Raw genomic sequence first — 13474 nt, 5'->3', positions numbered from 1 at the left:
ATAAAGCAAGCGGTGCGCTTGGCGCGATGTCCGGCGCGAGTATAATTCCGGCTTCTTTTCCGTTCCGGGTGTCGCCGGCCCCGTTGCTGTCCGGGCTGCCGCCGTCGATCCCGCGTCGAATCATTCATGCGCCCCAGGCGTTCGAGTTACCGTTTATGACCCGTCCTGTCCGTACCCGCTTCGCGCCGAGTCCCACCGGCTTCATCCACCTCGGCAACATCCGCTCCGCGCTTTACCCGTGGGCGTTCGCCCGCAAGATGAAGGGCACGTTCGTGCTGCGCATCGAGGATACCGACGTCGAGCGCTCGTCGCAGGAAGCGGTCGACGCGATCCTCGAGGGGATGCAATGGCTCGGCCTGGATTTCGATGAAGGCCCGATCTACCAGATGCAGCGGATGGACCGCTATCGCGAGGTGCTCGCGCAGATGCTCGAGAAGGGTCTCGCGTACCCGTGCTACATGTCGGCCGAGGAACTCGACGCGCTGCGCGAACGCCAGCGCGAGGCCGGCCTGAAGCCGCGCTACGACGGCACGTGGCGTCCGGAGCCCGGCAAGGTGCTGCCGGAGCCGCCGGCTGGCGTGAAGCCCGTGCTGCGCTTCCGCAATCCGCTGACGGGCACGGTCGTCTGGGAGGACGCCGTGAAGGGGCGTGTCGAGATCTCGAACGAAGAGCTCGACGACCTCGTGATCGCGCGCCCGGACGGCACGCCGATCTACAACTTCTGCGTGGTGGTGGACGACATGGACATGGGCATCACGCACGTGATCCGTGGCGACGACCACGTGAACAACACGCCGCGCCAGATCAACATCCTGAACGCGCTCGGCGGCGAGGCGCCCGTCTACGCGCACCTGCCGACCGTGCTGAACGAGCAGGGCGAGAAGATGAGCAAGCGGCATGGCGCGATGAGCGTGATGGCGTATCGCGACGCGGGTTTCCTGCCGGAAGCCGTCGTCAACTATCTCGCGCGCCTCGGCTGGTCGCACGGCGACGCCGAGATCTTCTCGCGCGAACAGTTCGTCGAATGGTTCGACCTCGAGCATCTCGGCAAGTCGCCCGCGCAGTACGACCACAGCAAGCTGAGCTGGCTGAACGCCCACTACATCAAGGAAGCCGACAACGCACGTCTTGCGGCGCTGGCGAAGCCGTTCCTCGACGCGCTCGGCATCGACGACGCGGCGATCGCGACGGGCCCCGCGCTGGACGCAGTGGTCGGCCTGATGAAGGACCGCGCGACGACGGTCAAGGAGATCGCCGAAGGCGCCACGATGTTCTACCGTGTGCCGGCACCGGAAGCCGACGCGCTTGCGCAGCACGTGACCGATGCGGTGCGGCCGGCACTGGCCGATCTCGTCGTCGCGCTGAAGGCGGCCGACTGGACGAAGGAGGCTGTGTCCGCTGCGCTGAAGGCGACGCTCGGCACGCACAAGCTGAAGATGCCGCAGCTCGCGATGCCGGTGCGCCTGCTGGTGGCGGGCACGACGCATACGCCGTCGATCGACGCGGTGCTCGTGCTGTTCGGTCGCGACGTCGTGGTGTCGCGCATCGAGGCCGCACTGGCCTGAGGTTCGTATGCGAATGAAGCTGTCCGTACGTGACAGTGCGGCAGCTTCGCAAAAATTTCGCTCGAATCGCAAAAAGGGTATTTACAAGTTCAAAAACGGTCCATATAATCTCATTTCTGTTCTGCAAGGGGGTATAGCTCAGCTGGGAGAGCGCTTGCATGGCATGCAAGAGGTCAGCGGTTCGATCCCGCTTACCTCCACCAACAGAACAAATTGGATTGATTTGCGAAGCAGCAGCGGTAGTAATAAATGCTTCACAGAACGATCTAAAGCAGTTAGAATTTCGGCCTTCGCTGTTGATGAGAAGTGAATAGCGAAAGTCAGACAGATCTGAAAAGATTATGTCCCCTTCGTCTAGAGGCCTAGGACATCACCCTTTCACGGTGAGTACAGGGGTTCGAATCCCCTAGGGGACGCCAGATTCAGCGGCGTTTCATAGAAGTGTCGCGAGGCTTGCAGGAACGTAACCGACGTCCTGCGGGTTGGGTAAGGAAGTTGGAGCGGTAGTTCAGTCGGTTAGAATACCGGCCTGTCACGCCGGGGGTCGCGGGTTCGAGTCCCGTCCGCTCCGCCAGAACGAAGCCCGTTCAAGACGTTTTTGAGCGGGCTTTTGTATTAAAGATGTAAGCAGTACGCTGTCCCCTTCGTCTAGAGGCCTAGGACATCACCCTTTCACGGTGAGTACAGGGGTTCGAATCCCCTAGGGGACGCCAGATTCAGCGGCGTTTCGTAGAAGTGTCGCAACGCGTGCAGGAACGTGACGATGTCCTGCAGGCGGTGGTGCAGAAAGCTGGAGCGGTAGTTCAGTTGGTTAGAATACCGGCCTGTCACGCCGGGGGTCGCGGGTTCGAGCCCCGTCCGCTCCGCCAGAACGAAGCCCGTTCAAAAAACGTTTTTGAACGGGCTTTTTCATTAAAGATGTAAGCAGTACGTTGTCCCCTTCGTCTAGAGGCCTAGGACATCACCCTTTCACGGTGAGTACAGGGGTTCGAATCCCCTAGGGGACGCCAGATTTCGGCGTCGTTCGAACAAACGATGCGCCGGCAGGAAGTAACCGACGCCTGCCAGGCAAGAAGCAAGACTGGAGCGGTAGTTCAGTCGGTTAGAATACCGGCCTGTCACGCCGGGGGTCGCGGGTTCGAGTCCCGTCCGCTCCGCCAGAAAATGAAGAAGCCCGCCTTGTGCGGGCTTTTTCATTTGCATCTCCGGTTGCGCCCGCTGGCGGGCGCGTGACTGCGGAGCGGAGGAAGCCGCCCGCGCGGCTTCCGGCGGGACTCGAAGGGATGCGCGTGCACGCGCATCCGCGGCCTGCAGGATGTAGGCGAGTCCCGTCCGCTCCGCCAAAAAAATGAAGAAGCCCGCCTTGTGCGGGCTTTTTCATTTGTGTTTCCGGTTAGCAGGCTGGCGGGCGCGTGACGTCCGGGTCTCAGGCGCCGAGCCGCTCCGAGAAATTCACGATTGCATCCGTACGCGACTGCGCTATATCGTGGCGGGATGCGTTCCTGATCCCTGCGCGATGCTCGATCCGACTGACCTGCGACTCCTGTATCAGCTCCGGCCTGCGGAGCCCGGCGATTTCCCGTTCGCCGAAGCGCTGACGCACGGCAACATGGGCGGCTACTACAAGCGCCATGGGCTCGTGTGGCGCAGCGACCTGTTCTATGCGAGCTGGCGCGAATCCGAGAACTTCATCCTCGAGGCCGACGGCGAGCGCATCGGCGTGCTGCGGGTGACCGAAGAGGGCGACTCGCTGCATATCCGCGACGTGCAGATCGCGGCCGGCCATCGCGGGCAGGGCGCCGGCACCTACATGCTCGACATGTCGCACCGCTGGGCGCGTGCGCGCGGGCTGCAGGAACTCCAGTTGCGCGTGTTCGTCGACAACCCCGCCGCGCGTCTCTACTTGCGCATGGGGTATCAGGTCGCCGGGTCGCGGCTTGCACAACTCGGATCGATCCGTCACATGGTGCGGCCGGTCTGAACGGCTGACGCGTCCGGAACACGACGGTCAGCCGATCGCATCGTCGTCCGGTGTGTCGTCGTCCGCGATGCTGCCTTCCGCACCGCGGTGCTCGTAGCCGCGCAGCATGAACGCGCGCGGGCTTTCGCCGAATGCGCGGCGGAACATCGCCGAGAACGCGCTCTGGCTCTGGTAGCCGAGTTCGCGCGCGATATGCGACAGCGGGCGGCCCTGGTTCAGCAGCGGGATCGCGCGCGCAAGCAATGCCTGCTGGCGCCACTGCGAAAAGCTCACCCCCAGTTCCTGCTTGAAGAGCCGCGAAATCGTGCGCGTGCTCGCGCCGACCTCGCTCGCCCAGTGTTCGAGCGACTCCGCATGCGCCGGGTGCGCGAGTACGGATTCGCACAGCATGCGCAGCCGCTTCTCGTCGGGCATCGGCACCGCGAGCGGCAACGGTTCGGCGTGACTCAGCTCGTCGAGCACGAGCCCGCACAGCAGGCGTTCGCGCCCGGCGCTCAGGTCACGTGCGTCGAGCGCGACGATCAACTCGCGCAGCAGTCCCGTCACTTCGACGACCCGGCACGCGTCGAGCCCGCCCGGCACGATCGACTCGTCGATATACAGCGTGCGCAGATACGCCTCTTCGACGATCACGACCTCGTGCGTCACGTGCGGCGGCACCCAGATCGCGCGGGACGGCGGCACCATCCAGGTCGTGCCGGTCGTCGCGACGCGCAGCACGCCGCGTGACGCGTACGCGAGCTGCGCCCACGCATGCGTGTGCAGCGGGATGCGGCGGCCGGCATCGACCTGCCGGGCGCGCACGCGCATCGGATGGACGGCGGTCGGCGCGAATTCGGGCGGGATGTCGATGACGTCGTATGGTTTCGATACGTCGGCTGGGACGGGCGGATTCATGGACGGTTCGGGCAGCGCGGCGGCGATGCCGTTATTTTAGAAGGTGCCGCGCGTGCGCATGCGGCGGTTTTTCGGGCGATCATGCCGTGTTCAAATGAACTTTGTATGGAGCCTGGCGAATCCACGGCGGCGGCCGTGGCCGCGCGCACTTGCGGGTTCGAACCATCGGGCCGATGCGATGGTCTATCCATGCTTGGGCGATTTCGCACGAATCGCGCGCGAACACGGCAACATACGAATCGAAGAGGAGAACCACGATGCGCCACGTATTCGTCTACGGCACCTTGAGAACCGGAGAGGCCAACGACATCGGTCATGCGGCCGCCAGGCACGGGATTGCCGCGCCGACGCTGCTCGGCGCGGTCGCGCTGCCGGGCGAACTGTACGATTTCGGCACGTATCCGGGGATGATCGCCGGGCCGGCCGGCAAGTCGCTGGTCTGGGGCGACGTCTACGAGGTCGACGAGCAGCTCGTCCCCGTGCTCGACGAGATCGAGCGGGTCTATCCGGGCGTCGACTCGCTGTTCAAGCCGGAACACGTGACCGTCGAGCTCGGCGGCCGGCAGTACGCCTGCCTGTATTATCCGATCGCCGCGCACGCGGTCGCCGGGCGTCCGCGCATTGAGTCGGGCGACTGGGTCCAGCACCGGCGCGAGCGGGAAGCCGCCTGATCGGCCGCGCGGCAGCCGCTCGCACCGCAAAGAAAAAGCGCCCTGCGGGGCGCTTTTTTCATGCCGTCATCGCATGCGACCGGCGGCGGCGCGTGGCCGGTCGCCGATCGCGGCGGGCAGCTTCGTCAGATTTCCTCGTACAGCGGCAGCGTCAGGAATTCGGTGAAGCCTTCCGACGTCGACATCTGTTCGAAGATCGCCGCGGCGTGCTCGTACGGCTGCGTGTTGCCGCCGACCGAACGCTTCACGTTGTCGAGTTCGGCCTTCGCGTATTCGCGCACGAGTTCGGCCGTGACCTTGCGGCCGTCGTCGAGCACGCCCTTCGGCGAGCGAATCCACTGCCACACCTGCGAACGGGAAATCTCGGCCGTGGCCGCGTCTTCCATCAGGTTGTGGATCGGCACGCAGCCGTTGCCGTCGAGCCATGCGCCGAGGTAGTGGATGCCGACGTTGATGTTGTTGCGCAGGCCGGCCTCGGTGATCGGCGCTTCAGGCTGGAAGTCGAGCAGGTTCTTGCCCTCGACCTGCACGTCGTCGCGCTGCTTCGCGATCTGGTTCGGCTTGTCGCCGAGCACCTTGACGAACTCTTCCATCGCGATCGGCACGAGGCCCGGGTGTGCAACCCAGCCGCCGTCGTAACCGTCGGTCGCGTCGCGCTGCTTGTCCGAGCGCACGCCGCCCATCGCCTTGTCGTTCGCTTCCGGATCGTTCTTGATCGGGATCAGCGCGCTCATCCCGCCGATCGCCGGCGCATTGCGCTTGTGGCAGGTCTTCAGCAGCAGCAGCGCGTACGCGCGCATGAACGGCACCGTCATCGTGATCTTCGAACGCTCGGCGAGGCAGAAATCGCGGTCGTTCTTGAACTTCTTGATCGCCGAGAAGATGTAGTCCCAGCGGCCGGCGTTCAGGCCCGAGCTGTGCTCGCGCAGTTCATACAGGATTTCGTCCATCTCGAACGCGGCGAGGATCGTCTCGATCAGCACCGTCGCGCGGATCGTGCCGCGCGGCACGCCGACCGCTTCCTGCGCGGCGACGAAGATGTCGTTCCACAGGCGCGCCTCGAGATGGCTTTCCATCTTCGGCAGGTAGAAGTACGGGCCCGAACCGCGAGCGATCAGCTCCTTCGCGTTGTGGAACAGGAACAGCGCGAAATCGAAGATGCCGCCGGACACGCGCTGGCCGTCGACCGTCACGTGCTTCTCGTCGAGGTGCCAGCCGCGCGGACGCACGATCAGCGTCGCGACCTTGTCGTTCAGCTGGTACGACTTGCCGTTCTGCTCGAGCGAGATCGTGCGGCGTACCGCGTCCTTCAGGTTGATCTGGCCGTCGATCTGGTTCGTCCAACTCGGCGCGTTCGAATCCTCGAAGTCCGTCATGTACGAATCGGCGCCCGAGTTCAGCGCGTTGATGATCATCTTGCGCTCGACGGGGCCCGTGATCTCGACGCGGCGGCATTGCAGGTCGGCCGGCAGCGGCGCAACCTTCCAGTCGCCTTCGCGGATCGCCTTCGTGTCAGCCAGGAAGTCGGGGCGCTCGCCCGCGTCGAGGCGTTTGGTGCGCTCGACGCGCGCCTGCAGCAACGCCTGGCGGCGCGGTTCGAACGTGCGGTGCAGCGCCGCGACGAGTTCGAGCGCGTCGGGCGTCAGGATCGCTTCGTAACCCGGCTTGATTTCGCCGGTGATCGCCATGCCTTGCGGCAGCGTGATCGGGGTGCTCATGAGTCTCATCTCCTTGGTCGGTCAGTTGCGGTTTCGGTGAAGGGGGAAGGCGGCAGCATGGCGAACGTCATGCACCCGGGCCGGGGCGCGTGCGGTTTGCGGGTCTGCCGGACGGAGCCGGGGTGGCGAGGAATGCGAGCAGGTCGGCCATGCCGGTGCCCGTACCGTCGGGCGGCACGCCGAGTTCCTCGGCGGGCGCGCCCGTGCGGTTGAGCCAGAACGTCGTGTAGCCGAACCACGCGGCACCGGCGACGTCCCAGGCGTTCGACGACACGAACACGATGTTGCGCGGGTTCGGCCCGAACGCGGCGGTACCGAGCGCGTAGGCGGCCGGACTCGGCTTGTATGCGCGCACGGTGTCGGCCGACAGCACGCGATCGAACAATCCGGACATGCCGGCGCTCTTGATCGCGATGTCGAGCATCTGCGGGGTGCCGTTCGACAGGATCGCGAGCGGCGGGCGCGGTTCGAGCGCGCGCAGCTTGCGCAGCGCGGGCACCGTGTCGGGATAGGTGGACAGGCAGGCGTATTCGTCCATCAGCCGCTTCTCGGCCGCGCTGTTCAGCGCGAGCCCGAGCCGGCGCGCGGCGAACCGCAGCGCGTCGAGCGTGATGTCCCGGAACGGGCGATAGCGGGCGCCGGCCGGATCGGCGAGCGTGCGCAGCTGCGAGTATTCGATTTGCTTGCGTCGCCACAGCTGCGACAACCGTTCCCCGTGACCGGGAAACATCTGTTCTGCCGCGGGCACGACCGCGCGCACGTCGAACAACGTGCCGAATGCGTCGAAGAGGATTGCGTCGGGAGAGGAGAGTGTCGTTGTGGCCGACATAGCCTTGCGCTCCAGTTTCAGAGGTCGGACCGATTCTATTCGTGATCGTAGGTGCTAAAAAAGACGCAAATCATCACTTGATCTTTTACTTTCATATACCTAATCTTGAGCGCTTAAGCCATTTGAAGGGCGGCAGCGCCGTCCTTGCGAGTCATGGACCGGTTCAAACAGATAGAAACGTTCGCCGCGGTCGCGGCGAAAGGCAGCCTGTCGGCGGCCGCGCACGCGGAAGGCGTCGCGCCGGCGATCATCGGCCGCCGCCTCGATGCGCTCGAGGAGCGGCTCGGCGTCAAGCTGCTGGTGCGCACGACGCGCAAGCTCACGCTGACGTTCGAGGGTTCGGCGTTCCTCGAGGATTGCCAGCGGATCATCAACGACATGCAGAACGCCGAGGCGAGCGTGTCCGCCGGCGGCGTCAAGGCGAGCGGCCACTTGCGCATTTCCGCGCCGGCAGGTTTCGGCCGGCGGCACGTCGCGCCGCTCGTGCCGGAATTCAGCGTCGAGCATCCGGACGTGTCGGTCACGCTCGACCTGTCCGACCGGATGGTCGATCTCGTCAACGAAGGGTTCGATTGCGCTGTGCGGCTCGGCGAGCTGCCCGACTCGTCGCTCGTGTCGCTGAAGCTCGGCGAGAACCGCCGCGTGTGCGTCGCGTCTCCCGCGTATCTGGCGCGGCGCGGCACGCCGGTCACGCTCGCGGAACTGGCGCGGCACAACTGCCTCGCGCTCGCGGCGAACGCGAACCAGCAACGCGGCTGGGCGTTCCAGGAGGACGACAAAGTCGTGTCGATCCGCGTGAACGGCACGATGGAATGCTCGGACGGCGCGGTGCTGCACGAGTGGTGCCTCGCCGGCCACGGCCTGGCGTGGCGTTCGTGGTGGGAAGTCGGCGACGACATCGCGGCCGGCCGGCTCGTCAGCGTGCTCGACACGTACGCCGCGCCGCCGATCGGCATCCACGCGGTGTTTCCGCAGCGCCGGCACTTGCCGCTGCGCGTGCGCCTGTTTCTCGATTACCTGAAGCACACGTACGAACGGCCCGGTTATTGGGGCGAGTAGGCCGCGCGTGCCCGCGCGTTTCCGATATGAGGGCGAACCCGCTTCGGGTGCTGGATGCGCGGTTTCGCACACTACAATCGTTACAGGCATGCCAGATGCGTTGCGGCCGGCTCGGATGGGCTCGCGGCGCGCGGCGTGCGACTGACGAAGGAGGGCGCGATGTTCCGGCACATCCTCGTTCCAACCGACGGTTCCGACCTGTCGCAGAAGGCGATCGACGGCGCGATCGACCTGGCGCGCGCGGTCAGCGCTCGCGTGACGGCCTACGCGTGCCTGCCGCAGTATCCGTACTCGCCATTTTCCGAAGTGATCATCGAGCCGCCCGCCGATTTCCGGGCGCGCAGCGAGCGCGAGGCGCGCGCGCATCTCGACGAGGTCGAAGCGGCCGCGAAGGCGGCCGGCGTCGCCTGCGACACATGGACGAGCGTGCATCCGTCGCCGTATCTCGGCATCATCGAGGCGGCCGAACGCGGCGGCTGCGACGTGATCTTCATGGCGTCCCACGGACGCCGCGGGCTCGGCAGCCTGCTGATCGGCAGCGAGACGCAGCGTGTGCTGACCCATACGAAAATCCCGGTGATCGTCTATCGGTAGGGCGGTGCCGGCCTTGGCCACGCGTGTCGCGCCATGGAAAAAGGGCGCGCCGGACAGAGCCGGCGCGCGTCGTTGCTGGCGGCCCGCGGGCCGCGCGGCCGGTCGCGCGATCGGAATCGCGCGCCTGCCGTCTCCTCCCTGATTGTTGTCCTGTTGCCGATGCCGCGCCGTCGCGAGACAGGGCGGGCATCGATGCGACGCGTGACGCGTGTTACGCGACCTTCTTGCCGTCGAAGAACTGCTCGTCTTCGGTCGAGCCGTGCAGCGCGGTCGTCGATGCTTCGCGCTCGACCGTCTGCGTCACCGCGTCGAAGTAGCCGGTGCCGACTTCGCGCTGGTGCTTGACGGCCGTGAAGCCCTTGTCGGCTGCCGCGAACTCGGCCTGCTGCAGTTCGACGAACGCGCTCATCTGCGTGCGGGCATAACCGTGCGCGAGGTTGAACATCGAGTAGTTCAGCGCGTGGAAGCCGGCCAGCGTGATGAACTGGAACTTGTAGCCCATCGCGCCGAGTTCCTTCTGGAACTTCGCGATCGTCGCGTCGTCGAGGTTCTTCTTCCAGTTGAACGACGGCGAGCAGTTGTACGACAGCATCTTGCCCGGGAACTGCTTGTGGATCGCTTCCGCGAACTTCTTCGCGTACTCGAGATCCGGCTTGCCCGTTTCGCACCAGACCAGGTCGGCATGCGGCGCGTACGCGAGACCGCGCGAGATCGCCTGCTCGAGGCCCGGCTTCGTGCGGAAGAAACCTTCCACCGTGCGCTCGCCCGTCAGGAACGGCTTGTCGTTGTCGTCGACGTCGGACGTGATCAGGTCGGCCGCTTCGGCGTCGGTGCGGGCAACCAGCACGGTCGGCGTGCCCATCACGTCGGCCGCGAGACGCGCAGCCGACAGCTTCGCGACCGCTTCGCGCGTCGGCACGAGCACCTTGCCGCCCATGTGGCCGCACTTCTTCACCGAAGCGAGCTGGTCTTCGAAGTGGACGCCCGATGCGCCTGCCTCGATCATCGCCTTCATCAGTTCGAACGCGTTCAGCACGCCGCCGAAACCGGCTTCCGCATCGGCCACGATCGGCGCGAAGAAGTCGACATAACCTTCGTCACCCGGGTTCTTGCCTTCCGACCACTGGATCTGGTCGGCGCGCGTCAGCGTGTTGTTGATGCGCTTCACGACCAGCGGCACCGAGTTGGCCGGATACAGCGACTGGTCCGGGTACATTTCGCCCGCGACGTTCGCGTCGCCGGCCACCTGCCAGCCGGACAGGTAGATGGCCTTCAGGCCGGCCTTCACCTGCTGCATCGCCTGGTTGCCGGTCAGCGCGCCGAGTGCGTTGACGAACGGCTCGCCGTTGATGAGGCGCCACAGCTTTTCCGCGCCGCGCTTGGCCAGCGTGTGCTCGATCGGGACCGAGCCGCGCAGGCGGACCACGTCCTCAGCCGTGTAGCCGCGCTTGATGCCCTTCCAGCGCGGATCGGTTTCCCATTGCGTTTGCAGTTCCTGTGCCTGTTGCTGACGCGACATGATGAGCTCCTTGATGCTGTGTGTTGCCTAATGGGTCGAATCCGACGGCGGTGATGCTGTTCGCGAAGCCGGGAGCGGTGCATTCCGGTTCGTGAAGTCTTGTATAAGAGTCTAGGCAAATCGACGGGAGCGAGACAGGGGCTTTCTCAGGAAGTGTGTAATTTTTTTATTGTTTTAAATCAATTGCTTGTATTTTCAATTTCGGGATAAGAAACGTATTTTCCCATCCCGCAATCGCTCATGTTGTGCCACGCAACATGATTTTTTACGACGCAAAAAAATTTTCCGCATCGTGAAACGCGCGACGAGGCGAAAAAAAACCGGCGCATATGCGCCGGTCGGCTGGATTGGCGGGGCGGCCATCCGCGGGATGGCCATCCGCGGGGCGGCCAGCGGCCGCCCGTGCGTGCTTACGACGCAGAGTTGCTGCGACGCGGGCCGCCGCTGCGCTGGCCGTCGCGACGCGGGCCGCCGTCACGGCTGCCACCCGGCTTGCCGCTCCAGCCGCCACCATTGCCGCCGCCGTAGCTGCGGCCGCTACCGCCATTGCCGCCGCCCGGCTTGCCGCCGAAACGTCGACCGCCGCCGTTACCGCCGCCCGGACGGCCGCGGCCACCGGTGCCGCCGTTACGCGGGGGTGCCTTGCGCGGCTCGAAACCTTCGATCACGTTGACCGGCAGCGGCGCACGAACGAAGCGCTCGATGCGCTTGAGCGCGCCTTGCTCGGCGTGGTGCACGAGGCTCACCGCGGTGCCCGAACGGCCCGCGCGGCCCGTACGGCCGATACGGTGCACGTAGTCTTCCGCGAACTTCGGCAGGTCGTAGTTGAACACGTGCGTGATGCCCGGGATGTCGATGCCGCGTGCCGCGACGTCGGTCGCGACCAGCACGCGCACGCGGCGCTCGCGCAGCGCACGGATCGTGCGGTTACGCGCGCCCTGCGGCAGGTCGCCATGCAGCGCGGCCGACTCGAAACCAGCGTCGGCGAGACGGCCGGCGAGCTGGTCGGCGTCGATCTTGGTCGCCGTGAAGATGATCGCCTGGTCGAGCGCGTCGTCGCGCAGCAGGTGATCGAGCAGGCGATCCTTGTGATCGCGGTCGTCGACGTAGTGCACGGTCTGCGCGATGTTCGCGCGCGATTCGAGGCGTTGCTGGATCTCGATGCGCTCCGGGTCCTTCAGCAGGCGGCTCGTCAGCGAACCGATCTTGCCGTCGAGCGTGGCCGAGAACAGCATCGTCTGGCGCGACGCCGGCGTGGCGGCAACGATCGTTTCGATATCGTCGATGAAGCCCATGTCGAGCATGCGGTCGGCTTCGTCGAGCACCAGCATCTTCAGTTCGGACAGGTCGATACGGCCGCGCTCGAGGTGATCGAGCAGACGGCCCGGCGTGGCGACCAGGATTTCGGGGTTCTTCGCGAGCAGCATCAGCTGCTGGCCGTAGGCGACGCCGCCGAGGATGCTGACCGTGCGCAGGCGCTTCAGGTGCTTGCCGTAGTTCGATGCGGCCGTGGTGACCTGCATCGCGAGTTCACGGGTCGGCGTCAGCACGAGCAGGCTCGGGCGCGCGACGGGTTGCGGGCGGCGCACACGGCGGTCACCCTGGCTCGGCTCACGCGGCGCGCGCGGTTGCTGCGCCAGCGTTTTCTGGAGCTGCGCGAAACGTTCGATCGCGGGCAGCATGAATGCAGCCGTCTTGCCCGAACCGGTCGGGCTCGACACCAGCAGGTCACGGCCGGCGATGCCGGCCGGAATCGCGCGCTGTTGGACCGGCGTCGGCTTCACATAGCCGGCGGCCTCCAGCGCGGAGACGATCTCCGGCGACAACCCGAGCGACGCGAAGCTCGGCTCGTCCGACGCCGGTTCGACCGCGGCCGGTACGGCGGCGTCGTCGAGACCGAGCGCCTGGTCGGCGATCGCGTTGAGCGGGCTGGAGTTGATGCTCGAAGTCATAACAATCCTTGAAACACAGTGGGTGAAACGTCGGCGCCAATCGCGCATACCCAAGTCGTCGGATTCAGCGAGCAAATCGGGAAACGGGTGCAATCCGCCGAACAGTCGGCGGATGAGGCATTAGAAGCTGTTTTGGGTGCGGCGCGCTTCAGGAGCGGGGCCGCCAGCCTGATAAGTGACGACCGCGAGGGTCGAAGCAGGAGGGGACAGGTTCTAAACCGGATTGGAGCTTAACGCTACGAGGCGTCTGGCCGGAACGGCTTGCGAGCCGAGCGCGGGAGGTGACGCAGGCCGCATTATAAAGAAATTTGCTGCGCTGCGCCACTGATTTGATTGCCTATTGCGGCGGGACCGATTCGGTCAGGATGCGGTGCCGTTCTTCAGCGATTCGACGAGCTCGACGTATTGTTGCTTCGCCGCTTCCTGCGACGTGCCTTTCAGCGCGTCCCAGGCGTCGTACTTGTACTTGCCGACGATGTCGGTGAAGCCCGGCTTGTCGCCATGGGCATCGCCGTCGGTCGCCTGCTTGAACAGCGCATACAGGCGCAGCAGGGTCAGGTTGCCCGGTCGTTCCGTCAGTTGCTTGACGTCGATCTGGGCCTGGTCGAATTGGGCGGTGAGTTCGCTCATCGGGTGTCTCCGTAAGGGTTTCAGGTCGGGCGATCTTAACAAGCGGACCGCCGCGCGGG

Annotated in this window: 11 protein-coding genes and 7 tRNA genes; 12 read left to right on the top strand and 6 right to left on the bottom strand. The window is 65.4% G+C overall.

Annotated features, from left to right (window positions below; genetic code table 11):
• Positions 1-155 precede the first annotated feature (155 nt).
• The 9 genes from gltX (at position 156) to ACN22W_RS11525 (ending at position 3546) form a co-directional block, all read left to right on the top strand.
• Positions 156-1565, top strand: coding sequence for a glutamate--tRNA ligase (gltX, locus tag ACN22W_RS11565; protein WP_412021588.1), 1410 nt, complete (start codon positions 156-158; stop codon positions 1563-1565).
• Positions 1566-1692: 127 nt separating this feature from the next.
• Positions 1693-1768: transfer RNA gene (locus ACN22W_RS11560), tRNA-Ala, on the top strand.
• 140 nt (positions 1769-1908) lie between these two features.
• A tRNA-Glu gene (locus ACN22W_RS11555) sits at positions 1909-1984 on the top strand.
• Between the two features lie 78 nt (positions 1985-2062).
• Positions 2063-2139, top strand: a tRNA-Asp gene (locus ACN22W_RS11550).
• 63 nt (positions 2140-2202) lie between these two features.
• Positions 2203-2278, top strand: a tRNA-Glu gene (locus tag ACN22W_RS11545).
• Positions 2279-2357: 79 nt separating this feature from the next.
• Positions 2358-2434: transfer RNA gene (locus tag ACN22W_RS11540), tRNA-Asp, on the top strand.
• A 65-nt stretch (positions 2435-2499) separates the two neighbouring features.
• Positions 2500-2575, top strand: a tRNA-Glu gene (locus tag ACN22W_RS11535).
• A 73-nt stretch (positions 2576-2648) separates the two neighbouring features.
• Positions 2649-2725: transfer RNA gene (locus ACN22W_RS11530), tRNA-Asp, on the top strand.
• Between the two features lie 356 nt (positions 2726-3081).
• On the top strand, positions 3082-3546 hold the full coding sequence (locus tag ACN22W_RS11525) for a GNAT family N-acetyltransferase (protein WP_048248684.1): 465 nt from the start codon (positions 3082-3084) through the stop codon (positions 3544-3546).
• A 27-nt stretch (positions 3547-3573) separates the two neighbouring features.
• Here the strand turns inward: ACN22W_RS11525 and ACN22W_RS11520 are convergent, their stop codons facing one another.
• Positions 3574-4443, bottom strand: coding sequence for an AraC family transcriptional regulator (locus ACN22W_RS11520; RefSeq protein WP_419684338.1), 870 nt, complete (start codon positions 4441-4443; stop codon positions 3574-3576).
• 257 nt (positions 4444-4700) lie between these two features.
• On the opposite strand from ACN22W_RS11520, the gene ACN22W_RS11515 reads away from it, so the two are divergent.
• Positions 4701-5114 (top strand): gamma-glutamylcyclotransferase family protein, encoded by a 414-nt coding sequence (locus ACN22W_RS11515; RefSeq protein ID WP_419684336.1) that lies wholly within the window; start codon positions 4701-4703, stop codon positions 5112-5114.
• A 125-nt stretch (positions 5115-5239) separates the two neighbouring features.
• Here the strand turns inward: ACN22W_RS11515 and aceB are convergent, their stop codons facing one another.
• Both aceB and ACN22W_RS11505 read right to left on the bottom strand, forming a co-directional pair.
• Entirely contained in the window at positions 5240-6832 is a 1593-nt protein-coding gene (aceB, locus tag ACN22W_RS11510; RefSeq protein ID WP_048248681.1) for a malate synthase A, read from the bottom strand.
• A gap of 67 nt (positions 6833-6899) precedes the next feature.
• Positions 6900-7661: a haloacid dehalogenase type II gene (locus tag ACN22W_RS11505; protein ID WP_129512454.1), complete on the bottom strand. Its 762-nt coding sequence runs from the start codon at positions 7659-7661 to the stop codon at positions 6900-6902.
• A 153-nt stretch (positions 7662-7814) separates the two neighbouring features.
• Between ACN22W_RS11505 and ACN22W_RS11500 the strand changes: the two genes are divergently transcribed.
• Positions 7815-8720: a LysR family transcriptional regulator gene (locus tag ACN22W_RS11500; RefSeq protein WP_419684334.1), complete on the top strand. Its 906-nt coding sequence runs from the start codon at positions 7815-7817 to the stop codon at positions 8718-8720.
• A gap of 159 nt (positions 8721-8879) precedes the next feature.
• Complete coding sequence (locus ACN22W_RS11495) at positions 8880-9314, top strand: universal stress protein (protein WP_048248914.1); 435 nt, start codon at positions 8880-8882, stop codon at positions 9312-9314.
• Between the two features lie 211 nt (positions 9315-9525).
• Here the strand turns inward: ACN22W_RS11495 and aceA are convergent, their stop codons facing one another.
• The 3 genes from aceA to ACN22W_RS11480 all read right to left on the bottom strand — a co-directional run bounded on the left by aceA (position 9526) and on the right by ACN22W_RS11480 (position 13415).
• Entirely contained in the window at positions 9526-10833 is a 1308-nt protein-coding gene (gene aceA / locus ACN22W_RS11490) for an isocitrate lyase (RefSeq protein ID WP_419684332.1), read from the bottom strand.
• A 410-nt stretch (positions 10834-11243) separates the two neighbouring features.
• A complete protein-coding gene (locus ACN22W_RS11485; RefSeq protein ID WP_193098646.1) occupies positions 11244-12785 on the bottom strand; it encodes a DEAD/DEAH box helicase in 1542 nt (513 codons plus the stop codon).
• A gap of 360 nt (positions 12786-13145) precedes the next feature.
• Complete coding sequence (locus ACN22W_RS11480; RefSeq protein ID WP_129512450.1) at positions 13146-13415, bottom strand: acyl-CoA-binding protein; 270 nt, start codon at positions 13413-13415, stop codon at positions 13146-13148.
• Positions 13416-13474 lie beyond the last annotated feature (59 nt).

The sequence above is a fragment of the Burkholderia theae genome (assembly GCF_048565265.1).
GTDB classification, from domain to species: domain Bacteria; phylum Pseudomonadota; class Gammaproteobacteria; order Burkholderiales; family Burkholderiaceae; genus Burkholderia; species Burkholderia theae.
Note: the sequence above shows the minus strand (reverse complement) of the source record. Positions and strands in the feature narration are given on the sequence as shown.

What these genes read in the sequence shown, in the direction of transcription:
- gltX (WP_412021588.1), top strand. Translation starts at nt 156, where the DNA reads ATGACCCGTCCTGTCCGTACCCGCTTCGCGCCGAGTCCCACCGGCTTC.
- ACN22W_RS11525 (WP_048248684.1), top strand. Translation starts at nt 3,082, where the DNA reads ATGCTCGATCCGACTGACCTGCGACTCCTGTATCAGCTCCGGCCTGCG.
- ACN22W_RS11520 (WP_419684338.1), bottom strand. Translation starts at nt 4,443, where the DNA reads ATGAATCCGCCCGTCCCAGCCGACGTATCGAAACCATACGACGTCATC.
- ACN22W_RS11515 (WP_419684336.1), top strand. Translation starts at nt 4,701, where the DNA reads ATGCGCCACGTATTCGTCTACGGCACCTTGAGAACCGGAGAGGCCAAC.
- aceB (WP_048248681.1), bottom strand. Translation starts at nt 6,832, where the DNA reads ATGAGCACCCCGATCACGCTGCCGCAAGGCATGGCGATCACCGGCGAA.
- ACN22W_RS11505 (WP_129512454.1), bottom strand. Translation starts at nt 7,661, where the DNA reads ATGTCGGCCACAACGACACTCTCCTCTCCCGACGCAATCCTCTTCGAC.
- ACN22W_RS11500 (WP_419684334.1), top strand. Translation starts at nt 7,815, where the DNA reads ATGGACCGGTTCAAACAGATAGAAACGTTCGCCGCGGTCGCGGCGAAA.
- ACN22W_RS11495 (WP_048248914.1), top strand. Translation starts at nt 8,880, where the DNA reads ATGTTCCGGCACATCCTCGTTCCAACCGACGGTTCCGACCTGTCGCAG.
- aceA (WP_419684332.1), bottom strand. Translation starts at nt 10,833, where the DNA reads ATGTCGCGTCAGCAACAGGCACAGGAACTGCAAACGCAATGGGAAACC.
- ACN22W_RS11485 (WP_193098646.1), bottom strand. Translation starts at nt 12,785, where the DNA reads ATGACTTCGAGCATCAACTCCAGCCCGCTCAACGCGATCGCCGACCAG.
- ACN22W_RS11480 (WP_129512450.1), bottom strand. Translation starts at nt 13,415, where the DNA reads ATGAGCGAACTCACCGCCCAATTCGACCAGGCCCAGATCGACGTCAAG.